18 protein-coding genes are annotated in these 20,212 nt (G+C 57.1%); 17 read left to right on the top strand and 1 reads right to left on the bottom strand.

Annotated elements, in window-relative coordinates:
• The first annotated feature begins 68 nt into the window (after positions 1 to 68).
• The 7 genes from ADJ74_RS03840 (at position 69) to ADJ74_RS03810 (ending at position 6,923) form a co-directional block, all read left to right on the top strand.
• A complete protein-coding gene (locus ADJ74_RS03840; protein ID WP_050342028.1) occupies positions 69 to 1,106 on the top strand; it encodes a LacI family DNA-binding transcriptional regulator in 1,038 nt (345 codons plus the stop codon).
• Between the two features lie 5 nt (positions 1,107 to 1,111).
• A complete protein-coding gene (locus ADJ74_RS03835; RefSeq protein ID WP_084708992.1) occupies positions 1,112 to 1,675 on the top strand; it encodes an SIS domain-containing protein in 564 nt (187 codons plus the stop codon).
• Between the two features lie 48 nt (positions 1,676 to 1,723).
• The gene (locus tag ADJ74_RS03830; protein ID WP_050342024.1) at positions 1,724 to 2,170 is read left to right on the top strand and encodes an RbsD/FucU family protein; all 447 of its coding nucleotides are present in this window, start codon (positions 1,724 to 1,726) and stop codon (positions 2,168 to 2,170) included.
• Positions 2,171 to 2,218: 48 nt separating this feature from the next.
• A complete protein-coding gene (locus tag ADJ74_RS03825) occupies positions 2,219 to 3,304 on the top strand; it encodes an autoinducer 2 ABC transporter substrate-binding protein (protein WP_050342023.1) in 1,086 nt (361 codons plus the stop codon).
• A gap of 96 nt (positions 3,305 to 3,400) precedes the next feature.
• Positions 3,401 to 4,903 (top strand): sugar ABC transporter ATP-binding protein, encoded by a 1,503-nt coding sequence (locus ADJ74_RS03820; RefSeq protein WP_050342021.1) that lies wholly within the window; start codon positions 3,401 to 3,403, stop codon positions 4,901 to 4,903.
• On the top strand, positions 4,900 to 5,916 hold the full coding sequence (locus ADJ74_RS03815; RefSeq protein WP_050342018.1) for an ABC transporter permease: 1,017 nt from the start codon (positions 4,900 to 4,902) through the stop codon (positions 5,914 to 5,916). The genes ADJ74_RS03820 and ADJ74_RS03815 overlap by 4 nt, the downstream gene beginning before the upstream one ends.
• A complete protein-coding gene (locus tag ADJ74_RS03810) occupies positions 5,916 to 6,923 on the top strand; it encodes an ABC transporter permease (protein ID WP_050342016.1) in 1,008 nt (335 codons plus the stop codon). The genes ADJ74_RS03815 and ADJ74_RS03810 overlap by 1 nt, the downstream gene beginning before the upstream one ends.
• Positions 6,924 to 7,141: 218 nt before the next feature.
• Here the strand turns inward: ADJ74_RS03810 and ADJ74_RS03805 are convergent, their stop codons facing one another.
• Positions 7,142 to 8,638, bottom strand: a complete 1,497-nt coding sequence (locus ADJ74_RS03805) for a serine hydrolase (protein ID WP_050342015.1) — start codon at positions 8,636 to 8,638, stop codon at positions 7,142 to 7,144.
• A gap of 318 nt (positions 8,639 to 8,956) precedes the next feature.
• On the opposite strand from ADJ74_RS03805, the gene rhaB reads away from it, so the two are divergent.
• From rhaB to ADJ74_RS03755, 10 genes are all read left to right on the top strand, one after another.
• A complete protein-coding gene (gene rhaB, locus ADJ74_RS03800) occupies positions 8,957 to 10,369 on the top strand; it encodes a rhamnulokinase (RefSeq protein ID WP_050342012.1) in 1,413 nt (470 codons plus the stop codon).
• Between the two features lie 35 nt (positions 10,370 to 10,404).
• A complete protein-coding gene (gene rhaD / locus ADJ74_RS03795; protein WP_050342010.1) occupies positions 10,405 to 11,223 on the top strand; it encodes a rhamnulose-1-phosphate aldolase in 819 nt (272 codons plus the stop codon).
• Positions 11,224 to 11,284: 61 nt separating this feature from the next.
• The gene (locus tag ADJ74_RS03790) at positions 11,285 to 12,604 is read left to right on the top strand and encodes an MFS transporter (RefSeq protein WP_245870915.1); all 1,320 of its coding nucleotides are present in this window, start codon (positions 11,285 to 11,287) and stop codon (positions 12,602 to 12,604) included.
• A 17-nt stretch (positions 12,605 to 12,621) separates the two neighbouring features.
• Positions 12,622 to 12,939, top strand: coding sequence for an L-rhamnose mutarotase (locus ADJ74_RS03785; RefSeq protein WP_006690673.1), 318 nt, complete (start codon positions 12,622 to 12,624; stop codon positions 12,937 to 12,939).
• Between the two features lie 38 nt (positions 12,940 to 12,977).
• Entirely contained in the window at positions 12,978 to 14,402 is a 1,425-nt protein-coding gene (locus tag ADJ74_RS03780) for an arabinose isomerase (RefSeq protein ID WP_050344194.1), read from the top strand.
• Between the two features lie 90 nt (positions 14,403 to 14,492).
• Positions 14,493 to 15,248: a DeoR/GlpR family DNA-binding transcription regulator gene (locus ADJ74_RS03775; RefSeq protein WP_050342006.1), complete on the top strand. Its 756-nt coding sequence runs from the start codon at positions 14,493 to 14,495 to the stop codon at positions 15,246 to 15,248.
• Between the two features lie 384 nt (positions 15,249 to 15,632).
• The gene (locus ADJ74_RS03770; RefSeq protein WP_050342004.1) at positions 15,633 to 16,463 is read left to right on the top strand and encodes a menaquinone biosynthesis protein; all 831 of its coding nucleotides are present in this window, start codon (positions 15,633 to 15,635) and stop codon (positions 16,461 to 16,463) included.
• A gap of 154 nt (positions 16,464 to 16,617) precedes the next feature.
• Positions 16,618 to 17,325, top strand: a complete 708-nt coding sequence (locus tag ADJ74_RS03765) for a peptidoglycan-binding protein (protein WP_039981239.1) — start codon at positions 16,618 to 16,620, stop codon at positions 17,323 to 17,325.
• A gap of 11 nt (positions 17,326 to 17,336) precedes the next feature.
• The gene (locus tag ADJ74_RS03760) at positions 17,337 to 19,199 is read left to right on the top strand and encodes a phosphoethanolamine transferase (RefSeq protein WP_050342001.1); all 1,863 of its coding nucleotides are present in this window, start codon (positions 17,337 to 17,339) and stop codon (positions 19,197 to 19,199) included.
• 10 nt (positions 19,200 to 19,209) lie between these two features.
• On the top strand, positions 19,210 to 20,211 hold the full coding sequence (locus ADJ74_RS03755; protein WP_050341999.1) for a pyridoxal-phosphate dependent enzyme: 1,002 nt from the start codon (positions 19,210 to 19,212) through the stop codon (positions 20,209 to 20,211).
• The last annotated feature ends 1 nt before the right edge of the window (position 20,212 follow it).

Here is a 20,212-nt window from a genome sequence, read left to right as displayed (position 1 = left end):
ATTGCCTGTGCACGATGAGATGGCAGTGCCGACGTTCGCTCGGGTCGTCCTTCGAAGGAGGTGCGGCGATGCGCGTAAATATTTACGATGTGGCACGCCGTGCCCAGGTGTCATCGGCGACTGTCTCACGTGTGCTTAACGGCAGCCCTCATGTCAAGGAGACGACGAAGCGGCGTGTCATGCACGCCATCAACGCCCTGGACTATACGCCGAATGCACTGGCACGTAAATTGAGCACGGGGCGTACGTGGAACATTGGGTTTTTGATTCCTGATGTGGAGAACCCCTTCTTCTCACAGCTTCTGCGCGGTGTGACAAATACTGCAGATGAAAGTGGTTACAATATTTTCCTGTATGGTACGGACGATAATGTGGCAAAAGAGCACCGCTTCTTTGATGTGGTGCGTACGGAACGGCTTGCGGGGATTCTCGTGATCCCTGTGGATGCAGGAAACGAGAAGACGTGTGAGTGGCTTTGCACGCTTGAAGCGGAGCATGTGCCCGTCGTTTTGATTGACCGCAGTCTGAAGAATGGACGTTTTGACGGCGTCTTTTCCGAGGATTTCCGTGGCGCAATGGATGCGGTGGAGTGCCTCCTGCGGGAGGGGCATCGCCGCATCGCGACGATCCGCGGGCCCGAGAGTTCCCGCCCCGGCAATGAACGGTGGATGGGATATCTGGCGGCGCTCGCCAAGTGGAATATCCCACAAGATATGCGCTATGTGGCGCAGGGGGACTTTCATCGGGAGCGTGCCTATGCTGCCATGCATGGGCTCATGGAACAGGACGATCCACCGACGGCCATCTTTGCGGCAAACAACATGACGTCGCTCGGCTGTCTCCGTTACTTTCATGAGCACGGGATGCGCCTGGGGGTGGATGTCTCCCTGATCGGCTTTGATGAGATCGAAATGCTGCACTACAGCGGCACGGCGCTCAGCGTCGTCGATCGGGACATCTACCGTATGGGGCAGGATGCGATGCATCTCCTGATACGGCGGATTCAGGAGAGAGCAGAGAACGCGGACGATGTGTGCGGACGACAGGAGATCTTTCTGCCGACAAACCTCGTCCTGCGTGGCTCGGAGAAATGGACAGGAGTGTGATCGATGTGAAGGAATACGAGGACCTCTATCACCAGATCCTTCGCGAGCATGAAAGCGTTTTCGCGGCGCAGGATCAGACACAGCTCGAGGCCGCTCTTGCAGAGATCGCGGCAGCAGGGCGTATCTTTGTCATCGGCGCAGGGCGTGAAGGAATTGCTGCACGTTCTTTCGCGATGCGACTGATGCATCTTGGTAAGGAAGTGCATTGGCTCTGGGACGATACGACTCCGGGAATGACGACGGGAGATCTCCTTATCGCCGTCAATGGCTCCGGCTGTATTGGACATATCGACTATCTTCTCGATCAGGCGGGAAAGACCGGTGCACGGCGCCTTGTCATTACGGGGGCTCCCGCTGAACGGACTCCGTCGGAGGCAGAAGTGTCGCTCTTTGTACCGGCAATGGTATACAAAGGCACTGACCCGCGTACGATTCCGTCAAAGCAGCCGATGGGCAATCTCTTTGAGCAACACTTATTCCTGTTATTTGATCTTATGGTCATGCTGCTGGTGGATCGTCTGCATGAGACACCGCAGACGATGGAGGCACGTCACCGCAACATCGAGTGATGCTGCTTTCTGCCAGCTGTGGATATATCGGATTGGAGGCCGTACATTATGTTAAAGGGTATTCCAAAATGTATTAGTCCGGATCTGCTGAAGGCTCTTGCAGATATGGGACACGGCGATCTTGTCGTCATCGCGGACGACTTTTATCCTGCGGTGTCGATGGCACGCAACGGGATCACGATCAATGCGGACGGCATTGGTGCAGCGGAAATGCTGGATGCCATCCTGACGTTGATGCCGCTCGATACGGAGTATGAGAAACACCCGGTGCAGATCATGGATGTCATGGAGGAGAAGCGCGCGGAGATCGGTCGTCCCAAGGTATGGGATGATTTTATCGCAGCGGTGAAACGTCACGTGCCCGAGGGCGAGTCCTGTGTTGGGTTCATCGATCGCTTCAGCTTTTACGATAAGGCGAAGACGTCTTTTGTCACAATCTCCACGGGAGAGCGTCAGCCCTATGGCTGCGTGCTGCTGCAAAAAGGCGTTATGTAAGGGGTGTGTCGTTCGGCATCCCCGGAATAAGGTGAGGAGGATTTCATCATGACAGTGAAAAAGAAACTCTTGGCGGTAGCACTCGGCGTCACCTGCTGCCTGTCGCTCGCCGGCTGTGGCGGAGACAGCGGAAAGCAGGAGGGCGGCACGGCGGACAAGTCCGTTGCGCGTGTCGTCGAGACCACGGATGTGGCGACACAGGGCGAGAAGAAGGACTGGAAAATTGCCGTCGTCGTCAAGGACTCGTCCAACGGCTGGTTTGCCCGTATGGATGAGGGTGTGAAGCAGTATGCTGCCGACACGGGCATCAACGCCTATCAGAAGGGCCCGGCGGCAACTGATGCAGCGCAGCAGGTGCAGGTCATCCAGGATGTTATCAACCAGGGCATCAACGCACTCTGCGTTGTCCCCGTCGATCCTGCAGCATGTGATCCCGTGCTGCAGGAGGCACGAGATAAGGGCATTGTTGTCATCACACACGAGGGGTCCACGTGCAAGAATTCGGACTACGATCTTGAGGCATTTAACAATGCAGGCTATGGTGCGTTCATTATGGATAAGCTGCAGGAAGCGATGGGCGGCAAGGGCGTCTATACGACGATGGTCGCACATCTGACGAACGCCTCGCAGAATGAGTGGGCAAACGGCGCAGTCGCTCAGCAGATGGCAAAGTACCCGGATCTGAAACTTCTCGATAACCCGAAGCGTGTCGAGTCGGAGAACAATTCGGAGAAGGCATATCAGGTTGCGAAGGAAGTCATCAAGTCTCATCCGGAGGTCAACGGCTTCGTCGGTACCAGCTCGATGGATACCCCGGGCATTGCGCGTGCAATCAACGAGCTCGGTCTGAAAGGCAAGGTCTTCGTCGTCGGCACCGGTATGCCGAACGAGTGCCGTACGCTGATCAAGGACGGCTCACTCTCCTACATTACGCTCTGGGATCCGGCTGAGGCCGGCTATGCAATGTGCGTTCTCGCACGGCAGATCCTCGAGGGGAAGACCCCACAGGCGGGCATGGATCTCGGCCTGAAGTCCTACAATAATCTGCAGGTCAGCCCTGACAATCCGCACCTCTTCATGGGCGCCGGTTGGATCGCCATCAACAAGGACAACGTTGACAACTATAATTTCTAATCTATGAGCTAGACTATCAGCGAAGGCGCGGCAGTCCCCTCTGGCGGGCTTCTGCGCTTTTGCTCTATATGCCCATATTGGAAGGAGGAGCCGGGGATGTCTGATTACATATTGAAGGCAACCGGGATTAAAAAATACTTCGGCGGCGTCAAGGCACTGGACGGGGTCAATCTATCAATCCGTAAAGGGGAGGTACACTGCCTCGCAGGGGAGAATGGCTGCGGAAAGTCAACCATCATTAATGTAATTTCGGGATTTTATACACCGGATGGAGGGTCTCTCGAGATCGACGGCGAGGTGTTCGATCACATGACGCCGCAGACAGCGATTAACAGTGGCATCCAGGTCATTTATCAGGACTTATCCCTTTTCCCGAATCTTACCGTGCAAGAAAATCTTGCGTTGAATATGGAGGTTGCCTCTGGTCGCAGTATTGTCAACAAGTCGCGGATGCGGCAGACGGCACAGGCAGCACTCGCGAAAATCAATCTGGATGTCGACCTCGATGAGCTCGTCGAGAACCTGACGTTCGGCATGCGGCAGATGATCGCCATCAGCCGAGCACTGCTCAATGATGCACGGCTGATCATCATGGATGAGCCGACAACAGGTCTTACCAAAAAAGAAGTGGACACGCTGTTTCGCCTGATTCGTGACCTGCAGTCACGTGGCATTGCCATCCTCTTTGTTTCGCATAAACTGGACGAAGTATTCGAGATTGCAGAACGCTATACAATCTTCCGCAGTGGAAAAAATGTTGCAGAGGGCAGCACGCGTGAACTTGATCAGGATAAGTTTACTTATTATATGACGGGACGTGAGATCGTCAGCAAACGCTTTTCCTATCAGGACGAGGCAGCACCTGCCGTGCTCGAGGTGAATCATCTCAGCCTCGACCATGGGTTTCGAGATGTGAGTTTTTCCTTGAAAAAAGGAGAAATTGTTGGCATAACAGGGCTTCTTGGATCCGGACGGACAGAGCTTGCGGAGGCGCTTTTCGGCTACCATCACCCGCAAAGTGGAGAAATAAAAATAAATGGCAAAAAAATAGAAATTAATTCCATTAGCGACGCTATAGAGAATGGTATCGGCTATTTGCCGCCGGACCGCGTGACCGAGGGACTGTTTTTGAGCCAGTCGATCGCGGATAATATCTCGGCGAAGAAATGGGACGAGTACGCAAACGTATTCGGTGCGGTGGATCAGAAGAAGATTGAGGAGATGGCGCACTACTGGGAGAAGGAGCTATCGATCGCGCTGCATGACGTGGAGGCGCCGGTCGGCACGCTATCGGGCGGCAATCAGCAGAAATGCGTATTGGCAAAGTGGCTCGCCATCGATTTGAATGTACTCATCCTCAACGGACCGACGGTTGGTGTGGATATCGGCGCCAAATTCGATATCTACGAGCGCGTGCGCAAGCTTGCGGGCGAGGGACTCACGGTGCTTATCATCTCGGATGATCTGCCCGAGGTCCTGACGAACTGCAACCGCGTCATGGTGATGCGGCAGGGACGGCTCGCTGCAACATTATCGACGCAGGATCTAGACGAGAGTACACTCGCAGATCTTGCCCATCAAGGAGGGGATGCCGCATGAAAAAGCGGATGTTTACATCGACGGAGTTCTACGTCGGTATTGTACTGGTGCTGCTCTGCCTCCTGATCCAGATGAAGAGCGGGCAGTTTTTCACGGGGAACAATGCGGTTGATCTGCTGCGTGCGTTCTCCGTGCCGGCGATGTTCTGCATCGGCGAGATGTTCGTCATCATCACGGGTGGCGTGGACGTCTCCTTTCCGGCCATTGCCTCGATGGCGATGTTCATTGTCTGTTCACAGCTTGAGCATGTGACAGATAACCCCATTCTGTTCTTCGCTGCGGCGATGCTCATCGGCCTTGCCGTTGGGCTTGTCAACGGCTTTATCATTGCGCGTTTCCGCTTCCCCGCACTCATCGTGACGCTCGGAACGAGCAGTATCTGCTTCGGCATTATGCAGGGGGTCTTTAAGTCGCGCGAGTACCCCCTCTGCCAGCCACTCTACGAGCTTGGTCAAATGAAGCTGCTCTCCGTGACCAATCCAGTCTCGGGGCTCACATCAGATATGCCCGTCGGCATCATTCTCATGGTCTTGCTCATCTTCATCGGTTGGTTCATTCTCGAGCGCACCATGCTCGGGCGTGGTATCTATGCGATCGGCGGTGACGAGCGTGCAGCGCAGCGCGCAGGCTTTCACGTTTTTAAGACCATCGTATTCATCTATGCGTTCTCGGGCTGCATGGCAGGGCTCATCGGTGTGCTTCGCTCGACCATGTTGCTTGCTGTCCATCCGAATAACCTCGAGGGACTCGAGCTGACCGTCATTGCCGCCTGCGTGCTGGGTGGTGTCCGCATGGAGGGGGGCAAGGGGACGGTGTGGGGCGCGATGCTCGGCATGGCACTTCTCACCGTTATGGACAATAGTTTGATCCTCCTCGATATCTCTACGACATGGCAAAAGGTATTTACGGGCGCGGTCATCATCCTCGGCACGGCGATCTCCGCACTGCAGGCACGGAGAAATGAGCGTAAGCTCACCGTCCATGTATCGGATGCGGAAGGAGGGAAATCATAATGGAGGTTTTGCGTCAAGTCTTCCGCAGAGATAAAAATCTCATGCGACTGATGATCGTGTTTCTCGTGGTTTTTGCTTTTTGTACGGTACTCAAAGGAACCCTCTTTCTGAGTGTGTCAAATTTTCAGTCCATGGGAAAACAGTTTCCGGAGTTCGGCCTCCTCGCCATTGCCATGGCGTTTACGCTCTATACGGCCGGGATTGACCTCAGCGTTGTTGCCGTGGCAAATCTCTCAGCCGTGCTCGTTGCAAAGGTGCTGCCAACACTCATCACGCCTGAGACTCCGGAATCTACGGTGATTCTGCTCATCCTCGCCGCATGCGTGGGAGCGCTTCTCTTCGGGATGCTCTGTGGAGCCATCAATGGCTTTCTTATTGGAGCGGTCGGCATCACGCCAATACTCGCAACTCTCGGTACACAGGCACTCTTCATGGGAACGGCGATTGTGCTGACGAACGGCAGTACGCTTGGCGGGTTGCCGCCACAGATTGCGAGCACGATGTCAGCGAAGGTTCTCGGGATTCCGACACCATTTATTATTTTCGTCGTTCTTGCACTCGTATCGGCCTTTGTCATGGAGCGCACGACACTTGGATACAAGCTGCGCATGCTGGGGACAAGCGTAAAGGCATCGACGTTCTCCGGCTTTAACAATATGCGTCTCTATCTTGCCAATTACATGGTCAGCGGACTTCTGAGCGCGGCTGCGGGGCTGATCATGCTCGGACGCTTCAACTCAGCAAAGGCGGACTACGGCGCGTCCTATTTGATGGAGGCGATCCTGATCGCTGTGCTTGGCGGTGTTGATCCCTACGGCGGCAAGGGCAACATGAAGGGGGTCATCGTTGCCATCCTAATCGTTCAGATGATATCGAGCTGGCTCAATATGTATGAGAGCATCTCGAACTTCTATCGCCAGATCATCTGGGGCGGGCTGCTCATCTTCGTCCTCATCTATAACTACATTGTCAATGAGCGTGAGAAGAAGAAGGCTAGTCAGAATTAAAGGATAAATAAAGAACAAAGAAGCACTCTGCATGATGAGAGTTTTCATCATGCAGAGTGCTTCTTTGTATATTGACTAAGGAATTCAAGCTTTTTTTGGCACAACTTTTCGTACTTCGATGAAACAACTGACACAGGCTCGTATACGGTGTCCGGTTTTCCATCTCGTTTGGGTGAAAAATCTACGCCGATTCGAGGAACTGGTTTATCAGAGGTCTTTTAATCTTTCGAGAGCAGAGCCTCGGTCAGGGCCTCCATGATCTCCTCTTCCCAGATGTAGTTGCCGCTGAATGTGCCTGCACTGCGCGGGTCGTCGTCCTCGGCGACGGCTTCGCCGTTCATGATGTAGACGAAGCCGTCCTTCGTTCCGGGGCGGAAGAATACGCCGGAGAGCAGACCAAACGCCTCGCCGTTGTGCCCGACAAGATCGACCGCATGGCTGCGGTTCACACGCGCCGTGCTGTCGCCTGCGATCTGCAGTTCGCCAAGCCCATAGGACAACAGTGTGCCGCCGGCGGTGTTCCCGTTTTTCTGCGCTGCATCATACTGCCATTGGGGGCGCAGCATCTCTTGGATGGATGCAGGAGAGAGAATCTGTTTCCCGCGATAGGTTCCGCCGTTCATCAGCAGTTCCAAACCGTGTGTCAGCTCTTCATAGGAGATGCGCAGACCGCCCTGCGGGGAGAGCATCGTTGCATTCGTGCCGGGCACATAGCCTGTGAGGGAGAACCATCCTTGGATGTCCTCTGCATACGGATTTTGCAGGTAGATGGACTCCGCTTTCGGCTGGCGGCCGTTATAGTCATCCGCCTTGCCGTACCAGGGGCCATTTTCATTCCAGGTGCCGTTCTCGTCCTTCTTTTGATAGATCGTGCCGAGCTTTGCAAAGCCGCGCTTCGTGAGATTGCCGGGCACATAGTCTGCTGCCGTATCCAGCTGCTTTAGAATGTGCTCCTTTTGGTAGCGGTCAAAGCGCTCGCCCGTCACTTTCTCAATGATGGTGCCGAGCAGTCCGTAATTGATATTGGCATAGCAGAAATACTGTCCAGGAGCTTCATTTGCAGGGGCAAAGTGACCGCCGTTTTCGTAGTAACGGCCCTCGGGGGTAAAGAACTCGCGCACGCTGACCGATGGCGGGATGCTGTAGACTTTGCCGTCGCGCAGCGATGAGGTGTGGCTCGCGAGCATCCGCACTGTAATCGGGGTGTTGGGGTGGGCAGGATTTCTCAGAGAGAAGCCGAGGTAGCGGCTTACATCGTCGTCGAGGCTAAGTTTTCCTGCTTCGGCAAGCTGCATCAGTGTGAATACCGTAAACTGCTTGGAGACGGAGGCGATACGGAAGCGTGTATCGCGCGTGATCGGCTCAGCTGTGGTTGGGTTCTGGCGGAGAAAACGGCGGCCGCCGGCAAAGTGACGGTATACCTCCTGTCCGTTGCGGTAGAGGATAACACCAAGTCCCGGCACCTTCGTGCCCGTATCTCCGATCATTGCATCCAGGCGCTTGGTCAGTTGTGCTGCTGCCGCAGGAGAGAGTGCGGCGCTCTGTGGGAGTGCCGCAGGCACGCCGACGACAGGGGATGCCGCTGTCTTGTGTGCAGCGGCGGCGATGGAGGCAGGAGCGTTGTTTGAGGCCGCGTATGCCGCAGGCATTCCAAAGAGGAACGCTGCACTGATGACAAGGGAGAAGCGGCGCAGGGAGATGATTCTTTTCCGCATGAGAAGCTCCTTTCGTAAGATGAAAACGAGACAGAAGAAACAGAAGAATACAACGACAATTATACAACGGTTCTCTCGATAAAGCACGATGGACTGAGAAAGAATATTGTATACGGCGGAACAGACTGTGCGTATCCCTCTGCCGTATCCATCCGATTGCGTTAAACAGAAAACCAAAGAAAACAAAGATCAAAAGAAATAAAAACAATCAAATATTATATTGACTTATGATATATTATGTTTTATTATATAAAAAACAAAGATAAAACAACATAAAGACAATAAAACGGACAAACAAGATATAGGAGGAAAGAGACGATGGAGCATCCGTATTATCTGGCGATTGATATTGGTGCATCGAGCGGGCGTCACATTCTGGGCTGGATTGAGAACGGGAAGATCCGCATCGAGGAGATTCATCGCTTTCAGAACGGTCTCGTGGGAAGGAACGGGCATCTCTGCTGGGATGTGGATCATCTCTTTCACGAGGTGGTCGAGGGGCTGAAGCGGTGCCGCACGCTGAATCGGATTCCAAAGAGCATCGGGATTGACACATGGGCGGTGGATTTTGTCCTGCTGGATGAGGCCGGACGGCTGCTCGGCGATACTGTTGCCTATCGGGATGGGCGGACGCAGGGCATGGATGCGCTGGTCTACCGGACGATTTCGGAGCAGGTGCTCTACGCACGCAACGGGATTCAAAAGCAGATCTTCAACTCGATCTATCAGCTTATGGCGATCCGGCAGGAAAGCCCCGAGATCCTGTCGGCGGCAAAACATTTTCTGATGATTCCCGACTATCTGAACTATCTCCTGACGGGGGTCATGAAGAACGAGTACACGAATGCGACAACGACGCAGCTCGTGAGTGCAGAGACGCAGGATTGGGACTACGAGCTGATGGATATGCTCGGCATCCCGAAGGAGATGTTCGGGGCGATTGCCATGCCGAAGACTCCCGTGGGTGCACTCACGGAAAAGATCGCGGAGGAGGTCGGGTTCCAGACGGAGGTGGTTCTGCCCGCGACGCACGATACGGGATCGGCGGTCATGGCGGTGCCGAGCACGTCGGATGACAGCATCTATCTGAGCTCGGGGACGTGGTCGCTGATGGGCATCGAGCGCCTGATCCCGGACTGCTCGGAGGTGTCGCAGCGGCACAATTTCACGAACGAGGGCGGCTACCACTACCGCTATCGCTACCTCAAAAATATCATGGGCATGTGGATCATGCAGAATCTGCGCAAGGAGTTCCGCCACGACTACACGTTCGAGGAGCTGTACCAGCTCGCGCATATCGGCCGTTACTTTACCTCGACGGTGGATGTCAACGACGCGGCCTTCCTCGCCCCCCAGAGCATGCGGGCGGCGCTGCAGGAGTACTGCGGGCGGACGGGGCAGGAGGCACCCGAGACGGAGTGCGAGCTGCTCTACTGCGTCTACAACAGTCTCGCCCAGTGCTATGCCGAGACGGTGGCGGAGATCGAGGAGGTGACGGGGCGGACGTTCGAACGCATTCACGTGGTCGGCGGCGGCTGTCAGGATCAGTTCCTCAACCGCCTGCTGCAGCGGCAGACGGGCAAGGAGGTCTGCGCGGGCCCTGTGGAGGCGACGGCGATCGGCAATCTGATGGCGCAGATGCTGAAGGACAAGGTCTTTGAGGATCTGTCCGAGGCGCGTCAGATGGTGGCAAAATCCTTTGATGTCAACGAGGTTTCGCCTGTGCTGTAAAGGCGCAGGCGCGGCCGGAGCAGGAGGAAGACGACATGGAGATAAAAAACGCAGAGTTTATGGAGCGCTTTCAGCGCCTGACCGCTGATGCGTTCCAAAAGGGGTGGCATGAGCGGAACGGCGGGAATCTGACGTATCGCGTTCCGGCGGAGGAAGTGGAGGCGGTCAAGGACTCGCTGCACGAGGTCCGCGCATGGCAGCCGATCGGCAATACGGTGCCGGGGCTTGCGGGGGAATATTTCCTCGTGACGGGCAGCGGCAAGTATATGCGCAACGTCGCGCTCGCCCCGGAGGAGAATGTCGCGCTCATCCAGGTTGATGCGGCGGGCGAGAACTACGGCATCGTCTGGGGGCTCGTCGGCGGCGGGCGTCCGACCAGTGAGCTGCCGACGCATCTCGCGGCACATGAGCTCAAAAAGGAGATGACGAATGGAACGAACCGCATCATCTACCATGCGCATCCGACCAATCTCATCGCACTGACCTTCGTCCTTCCGCTTGAGGACAAGGCGTTCACGCGCGAGCTTTGGGAGATGGCGACGGAGGATCCCGTCATTTTCCCGGAGGGGATCGGCGTCGTGCCGTGGATGGTTCCGGGCGGCAAGGAGATCGCCGATGCGTCCGTCAAGCTGATGGAGAAGTACCGCGTCGTTGTCTGGGCGCATCATGGACTCTTCGTCTGCGGCGATGATTTCGACGAGGCGTTCGGCCTGATGGACACCGTGGAAAAGGCGGCCACGATCTGCGTCAAGGTGCTCTCCATGGGCGGCAAGAAGCAGACGATCCCGCGTGAGGGTTTTGTCCAGCTCGCGAAGGATTTCCATATCGCGCTCAATATGGATTTGCTCGACTGACATCATTACGGCATCATAGAAAGGTGAGATTCCTATGTTAGGGGTAAAGCAGGACATGCACATGTCCGCGTGGAAAAAGACGCTGATCGCAGGTCTGATCAGCTACATCGACGCCGGGTCGATTGTGGCGGGCGCGTCGGGGCTCAGTATGTGGGCCGACTATCTCGGCATGAGCAGCGTGCAGATGGGGCTGCTCGCGGCGCTCTCGTCCAACACGGGCGGGGCGGCGCTCGGCGCACTCATCGGAGGCAGGATCTGTGATAAGTACGGACGCAAGTTCGTCTATAACTGGGCACTCTTAATTTATATGATCGGCGTTGCGATTATCTGCCTCGCGACGAACTATCCGATGTTCCTGCTCGGCTATGTCATCGTCGGACTCACAGTCGGTGCGGATGTCGTGGCATCGTGGACGTTTATCGCCGAGGAGGCGCCGTCGAAGGACCGCGCAAAACACTGCGGCTCGGCGCAGATTGCGTGGATGCTCGGTCCGGTCGTCGTGTTCGCCGCATCGATTCCCATGAACTCGATGTTCGGACTTTTGGGGAACCGCCTCATCTTTGCCCATCTCATCATCGTCGCTGCGTGGATCTGGTACCAGCGCCTCAAGATGCCCGAGTCGGCCGAGTGGAAGGCAGCCAAGGAGCATGCGGAGAAGCTTGCTGCTGAGGGGATCGTCCAGAGAAAGGCGACCTATGCCGACATCCTGCGCGGCACTTCGCTTCGTACGGTCATCATGTGCTGCGGCGTCTATACGATGTGGAACCTTGCCGCGAGTACGAATGGATTCTTCATGCCGTATGTCTATGAGCATGTCGGCAACCTCAGCAATGCGATGGGGCTTTTCCTCACGTGCCTGAACTTCGCGGTCTGTATCCTGACGACGGTGATCTTTATGTATACGGCAGACCGTTTCAACCGCCGCAAGATCTTTGCCATATTCTCCGGGCTCGGCGTCATCAGCTGGCTCGTCTGGGTGCTCCCGCCCGATATGCTGCAGACGTGGATGCTCTTCTTCTTTACGATTGTATGGGGCTTTTCCATGCAGCAGCAGTTCTATCAGCTCTGGAGCTCCGAGCTCTTCCCGGTGCGCTATCGTGCGACGGCGCAGGGGTTCACCTTCTTCGTTACGCGCTTTGCGGCGGCGATCTGGGGCTTTGCCGTTCCGATCATCATGGAGCTTCTCGGTTTCCAGACGGCGGCGATCCTCATGGTCGGCTTCTGTGTCATCAGCTGGGCGGCAGGGACCTTCTTCGGCGCGGATGACCGCGGCAAGACACTCGATGAGATCACGGCCGAGCGTTACGGCGACGAGGTGGATGAGAACGGCTGGCTCGTTGATCCTGCGGCGTCTGCACGGACGACGGGTCATACAAACTGAGAATCGAGGAGAATCAAGTGGAGCGATTTGCGTGGAAGGCAACGGTCAAGGACGGCATGCTCGCCGAGTACAAGCGGCGGCATGACGCCATCTGGCCGGAGCTGAAACAGGTGCTCAAGGATGCCGGCATCAGCAACTACACGATTTGGAACACGGGGAATGAGCTGTTCGGCTATTTCGAGTGTGAAAAGGGCGTTGCCTACGCCGAGGACTATCAGGCCAAGAGCGAGGTCGTTGACCGTTGGAATGCGTATATGAAGGACGTGATGGTGATGGAGCTCGACCCGGAGACCGGGGCGCAGCCCAAGATGCAGCAGGTCTTTTTCCTGGCATGAACATCGAGTTCTCATACGAAATGAAGGAGAATCAGAATATGCTTGTCAATACAAAGGCAAAGGTCGGCGTTTTCTCCATTGCACTCGGAGCATATCTGCCGCAGTTCCCTGAGCTCGTTCCGGAGTTCAAGGGGCAGTATGAGGCGTTCAAGAAGACGCTCCCCGACACGGTGGAGCTCGTCGACGGCGGATTCGTCACGACGAAGGAGGAGTCGCAGGCGGCGGGCGAGAAGTTCCGCGCGGCCGATGTGGATCTCGTCATCCTGCAGCTGCTGACGTACGCGACGTCCTACAATATGCTCCCCGCCGTCAAGGATCTCGATGTGCCGGTGATTCTGGTCAACGTGCAGAAGAAAAAGGCACCGGACTATCAGCATACGGACATCCCCACATGGCTCGGCACGCTCTACGCCTGCGGGGCAGTCGGTGAGATGGCGGCCGATCTCAACCGCTACGGCAAGCGACATGCCGTCATCACGGGCGTGGTCGAGGGCGGCGACCCCGAGGTGCAGCGCGAGATTGAGGATTGGTGCCGTGCGGCGCAGGTACGCCGCCGCTTCCGCGATACGAACATCGCGCAGATCGGCCGTCCCTATCCCGGCATGATGGATCTCTACATCGATGAGTCGAACCTCTATCGCCGCCTCGGCCTTTACACGAAGCAGTTTGACTGGGAAAAGATGTGGGCGATTGCCGACAACGTCGCCGATGATGCCGTGATCCGTGCCAAGGCACAGGAGATCCTCGATACCTTTGACATCGCGGGCGGCGCGACGGTCGATACGGTCTGGGATATGGCAAAGTATGTGGTCGCGTTCGAGCAGTGGGCACAGGAGGAACGGCTCGGTCTGGTTGCGTCCCACTATGACGGCTATGCGCAGGGGGCGGCAGGAAAACTCGACAGCATGCTGATCCCCGCGTTCTCCATGCTCATCAAGCAGGGCACGGCGTGCGCGGTCGAGGGCGATATGAAGGTCGCCATGGCGATGAGCATCATGAAGACAATCTGCGGCACGGGACAGCTTTCGGAGATGTATTCGATTGACTTTAACGAAGATATCTGTATTATAGGACACAGCGGCTCCGGTGATGCGGATATTTCGCAGGCAAAGAAACCGACGATGAAGATCGTTCCGGTGTTCCATGGCAAGACGGGCGGCGGCTACCTGACGCAGTTCTATCCGCCGACGGATACGCCCATTACCTATCTCGCCATTACGCAGGACGGTGACGGTCATTTCAAATTTATTGTCGCTGAGGGCGTCAATGAGTCGGGGGAGATCTTTACCTTTGGCGATACGAATATGCGCATGCGCTTCACGTGCGGTGCGCGTGAGTTCTGCAATCGCTGGAGCGAGGCAGGACCGACGCATCACATGGCGGCAGGCGCGGGCAGACACATTGACACGCTGCTGAAGGTTGCGAAGATCTTGGACATCCCCGCAGAGATCGTGACACGGTAGTATTGGCCCGGCGTTTCATCGCATAACGATACCGATTCCTTTCTCACGCGGAAGGAATCGGTATTTTTCATTCCATAGAGGAGGTTTGCTATGCTGGGCGTAGAGCGGCGGCAGCGCGTGATGGAGATGCTGACACGTGACGGCAGGGTGTATGTGGGAAAACTGGCAGAGGCATTTCATGTGACGGAGGAGACCGTCCGCCGTGATCTGGAGAAGCTGGAACAAAAGAAACTGCTGCATCGAAGCTATGGCGGCGCGGTCCTCGCGGAGGCGACGAGTGAGGATCTTTCATTTGTACGGCGCAGCGGGCAGAACCAGGAGAGCAAACTGCGGATTGCCGATGCGGCGCACCCCTTGATCCACGAGGGGGACACCATTATGGTGGACTCCAGCACGACCTGTCAGATGCTGCTGAGCCGCCTCGTGAAGAAGGCGAACATCACCGTCATCACCAATTCCGTTCGGCTGATGTACGATTTTCGTTCGAGTGATTTCCGTATGATCTGCACGGGCGGGAACTTTCGTGCGAGTTCCTGCTCGCTGACGGGGCCTGCGGCGACGCGGATGCTGGCGGGCTATCATGCGGACTATACGATCATCAGCTGCAAGGCGCTCGACCTCGCCAAGGGGCTGATGGAGTCCAACGAGAGCGAGAGCGAGGTCAAAGAGGTGATGATGCGGCAGGCGCGCAGCGTGATCCTGCTGGCCGACCACAGCAAATTCGACAAGACGGCACTGGTGCACTTCGGCGACATCAGTGCGCTCTCCTACCTCGCCGCCGACCGTGAGCCGTCGGAGGAGTGGAAAAGATTTCTGGACGAGCACGATGTGAAACTGTTGGTGTGATGGCGGTGCTGCTGTACGGAGCGAAAACTTCGTACAGCAGCATTTTTTCTTATGCTTATGAGAGAAAAGCGCACGAGGGAAGGCAACCGAGGAACGCCTTTATCAGTATTTTCCTAGAGACGACCAAACAAATGGGAAAGATATATTTTCAACATACTGTATTTTTTGGCGCATTGGGATTATAATAGAGGTGTAACTTAAGGAAGCACGGATAAATTCGGCACGACCATCTTGACGCATCTTTTTCGCCCGCTTTTCGTTAGCAATCCTCCACATAGCCTCTGCTATGCGTCCGGGTTGCTGCCTCAATCGGACAAAAAATCTACGCCGATCTGGCATACCTCATTTTATCAGTGATTCCTTCGATTCAGAGGAGGGCTGCGCATGGTGCCGCGCGTGGGTCATATTGCGTTTCTCAATGTGCTGCCGCTGACGTATGCGCTTGCGCATGGAGCGGCGGAGGGGCTGGATATCCTGCGTGCGGTGCCAGCACAGCTGAACGACCGTCTTGAGGCGAAGCATCTCGATGTGTCGGGGGTCTCGTCGATTACATACGCGCATCATGCCGATGATTTGCTCATTCTGCCCGATGTGTGCATCGCCTCGGACGGCGATGTGCGGAGCGTGCTTCTCGTCAGTCGTGTGCCGGCGGAGGAGATCGGGGTGCAGCGCGTCGTGCTTTCGGACAAGTCCGCCTCGTCCCATGTGCTGCTGAAGATCATTCTGCATCGCCTCTATGATGCTGCGCCGACGTATGAGGTGCGGTCGCTCACGCCCGACGACCCCGTGCCGGATGGTGCGGCAGCGGCGATGTTTATCGGCGATGATGCGCTGGAGCTCTATCATCATGCGCCGCAGGGGATCTATATCTACGATCTCGCGCGCGAGTGGACGCGTCTGACGGGGCTGCGCATGGTGTTTGGGATTTGGGCGGCGGCGCGTTCGTTCGCGGCGGCGCATCCCGCGGCACTCCGTATGGTGCATAGACGCATCGCAGGGGCGTTCCGCCACTGGGAGCGCGTAAAGGACGCGGCGATCGGCGAGGTGCTCGCGGATGGGCGCTTTACGCGCGCGGAGCTGACGGCGTATCTCGGTCACGCCGTGGTCTGGCAGCTGGACGCGGAGACGCTGGAGGGGCTGCGCTGCTTCTATCGGTACGCGGCGGAGGACGGGCTGATCGCGCGTGCTCCTGCGATTGAGTTGGCGCAGGTTTGACGGATTTCCTTCTTTATAGTAAAATATTTCCATCAAAAGAAATGGATGCGCTGCGTGGAGGGCACGGATTCCATACGGCCAATCGAAGCGTATGAGGCGTGCCGCCGATGGGGGAATGACTTGCAGCGCGTTGAGAAATGAAGGGAGCATCCGAATGACACAGATACGAAAACTCCTTTTCGCGGTGAAACATATCTTTGGCCGTCGACGCGTGATGCGCCGGACACAGCGGACGCTGCGCCGCAGTCTCGCGGCGGGAACGGCGCTGGCGGTCTGTGCACCGCTGGTGGTGCAGATGCCCGCCGAGGCAGCACATATCCTCGTCAAGGAGGGGATGCGCGGCGGTGCGGTAAAGCACGTGCAGGAGCTTTTGATTCAGGGCGGTTATCTTGCAGGGGCAGCGGACGGGATCGCGGGCCCCATGACACGCGAGGCAATCGAGCGCTGTCAGGCGGCGCATCAGCTCACCGTGGATGGGATCTGCGGCGAGGCGACCTACCACGCGCTGTCGGGCGGGGCGGACTATGACCCCGCGGCGCTCGGCATCGTCGAGGAGCGCCCCCCACAGGTGAGCCGCGGCGGTGGACGCTCAGTCTATGTGTCGGCGACGGCGTACAGTGCGTACGATCCCGGCAACGGCAGCCATACGGCGACGGGGACGCTCGTGCGCCACGGCGTGATCGCCGTTGACCCGTCCGTGATCCCTCTCGGGACACACGTCTTTATCCCCGGCTACGGCGAGGCTGTGGCAGAGGACATCGGCTATGCAATCAACGGCTATCGTATCGACGTTGCCTTTGATACACACGCGGAGGCACTGTCCTTCGGTCGGCAGGATCTTGAGATCTTTATTATGGAGTAGTGGATTCGTTCATGAAGCTAAGTGTGGAGCGGACCAATGAGTGGATCCGCTATGCGGCGGCGGCGGGCATCTATTTTCTGGTCATGGTCGCCGCCTATATCAATATGGGACAGGACATGGGCGCGGAGTATTTTCTCCCCGGGCTCATTCCTGTCCTTGTTGTCCTTATGCTGCTGCAGTATGGGACGGGCGTCTCACTCTTTTCGCGCGGGATGCTCGGGGCGATGGTGCCGGGGCTGCTCTGGTGTCTGACGTTCCCGCTGCTTTATGCGTGGACGTACCATCAGGACTGGTACAAGTCACTGATCTACTTTGACTTTCTTATCGGGACGGCGCAGATGATTGCGCTCGCCGCACTCGGCGGGGCGTTCCTGCGGCTCGGCCATCGGCGCGTGACGGCGGCACTGCTCGCTGTGCTCGGCTTTCTCATGTCACTCATCCCGCTGACGCAGATCGCGTACTATATGACGGTCTGGCACGCGCTCAGTCCCGCCTCACTGATGGCGCTCTATCTGACGAACTGGCACGAGGCGGGTGACTACATCGAGTCGACGGTGGGGACGCTGCCCGCGCTTGGCATCGGGGTGCTGCTGCTCCTCTTTGTCTATCTCCTCTACCGCAGCTACCTCGTGCTCGCGCGCCATATCTATCCGAGCGCGGAGGGCTCGCGCATGGGCGCGCTCGTCGCGGTTATGGTGGCCGCGGCAGGCGTTCTCTTTGCCCTCGTGCCCGAGTGCTCGATTGCAGGGGTATACAAGGACGTGACCTCGTATGTCGAGGAGACGCAGTCGTATGGACTAAATCAGGGCGAGCGCTACGAGTCGCTCATCATTGATCTGGAGAATACGCTTGCCGCACGTGCGCCGGGGACGGTGATCTTTATCATCGGTGAGTCGGCGTCGCGCGACTATATGCACGCCTATACGCCGGGCTTCCCGTACGAGGATACGCCGTGGCTGGAGAGTATGGCGAGCCGGGACGGATTCCTGATCTATCAGAATGTCTACTCCTCGTGGACGCAGACCGTCCCCGTGCTGGAGCGCGCGCTGACGGAGAAGAGTCAGTACAACGACAAGGAGTTCTATGAGTCGGCGTCGATCCTCGATGTGGCGAAGAAGATCGGCTACAAGACGTATTGGTTCAGCAATCAGGGGCGATACGGGCAGTTCGACAGTGCGATCACGATGGTCGCCAAGACGGCGGACGTAGCGGAGTGGACGGACGATTCCTACAATTTCACGACAAAGTATGACGAGAGCTTGCTCCCGTATCTGACGCGTATTGATCCAAAGGCAAATAACTTCGTTGTTCTGCACCTGATGGGCAGTCATATCTACTACAACAACCGCTACCCCGATACGTGGGCGAAATTTGTCTCGGCGGCGGGTGACTCGACGGCGACGAGTGCGCCGTCCTACGCGAACAGCATTCTCTATACGGATCATATTCTCGCGGAGATCTTTGCCTATGCGGAGAAGAATCTGAACCTGCGCGCGATGGTCTACTTCTCCGATCATGGGGAGAATCTGCAGATCTCGCACAATCCCGATGTGTTCAAGTTCGATATGGTGCGCATTCCCATGTTCATCTACCTATCGCCCGAATACCGCGCCGCGATGCCCCGCCGTACGGCGACACTGACGGGGCGGCAGGATGCGTACTTCACCAACGATATGATGTACGATACAGTCTGCGGGCTCCTCGGCGCGCCGAACAACCGCTACGACCCGCGGCAGGATTTCTCGGCGTCTACGTACGGGTTCACGCGCGAGACACTGACGACGATGTTCGGGATGCATGCATTGACCGAGGATGTCGATCCGCCGATATATGCGGCGGGCGCACCTGCTGCGCCTGCTGATGGGAAGGAATAGGAGGATTACGATGCACTTTTTCTGTGAGCAATGCAAAAAGGAGTATCCCGTTGCGACGCATTCTTTTCAATGTGAGTGCGGCGGCCTGTTCCGTCTGTACCAGAGTGCGATGGATGCAAAGGATGTCCATGATGGGGTGACGCTCGGCGAGGTGCCCACGCCCCTCCTGCCGCGTATGATGGACGGGCGGCGGTTCTATTTCAAGATGGAGGATCGTCAGCCAACTGGATCGTTCAAGGATCGCGGGGCAAAGCGGCTCATCGGGGAGCTGGCGCATATCGGCATCGACAAGGTGGCACTGGACACGGCGGGCAACGCGGGCGCGGCGGTGGCGGCGTATGCGGCGGCGGCGGGGATCGCGTGCCGCGTCTACGTCCCTGACGATGTGTCGGCAGAGCGCGTCAAGCAGATTGCGGCGTATGGGGCGGACATTGTCCGTGTGCCGAATGGCCGTGCACATACCATGGAGATGGCGCAGGAAGAGCTCGGCGATGCCTACTACGCCTCCCATATCTACAACCCGCTCTTTATCGACGGGGTCAAGAGCATGGCGTATGAGATCTATGACCAGCTCGGCGGCACCGTGCCCGACTATATCTTCGTCCCCATCGGAAACGGGACGATGCTGCTCGGGCTCTATCAGGGGTTCGAGGAGATTGGCCGCCTGCCGCATTTCGTCGGTGTGCAGAGCACGAAGTGCGCGCCCGTCGTCGATGCGTTTCACGGGTTCCCGCGCACGCCGTATCGGCATACGATCGCCGAGACCATCCGCGTGGAGGAGCCGCCGCGCATGGAGGCGATTCTCTGGGCGCTGCGCAGCAGTCAGGGAGACGCGATCGCCGTGGAGGACGGCGCGATCCTGACGGCGGCAAAGGCGCTCGGGGAGCACGGTATCTATGCGGAGCTGACGGCCGCGGCGGCGCTCGCGGGGGCGCGGGCGTTCTTTGCCGAGGGGATGCCCGACAACTATCGCGTGATTGTGCCGATCCCGGGCAGCGGGCTCAAGAGGTAGC

Origin of the sequence: Selenomonas sp. oral taxon 478 (genome assembly GCF_001189555.1) — a bacterium.
Classification (GTDB): Bacteria; Bacillota; Negativicutes; order Selenomonadales; family Selenomonadaceae; genus Centipeda; species Centipeda felix.
The sequence above is the reverse complement of the archived record's forward strand: the minus strand, read 5'-3'. Positions and strand labels throughout refer to the sequence as shown.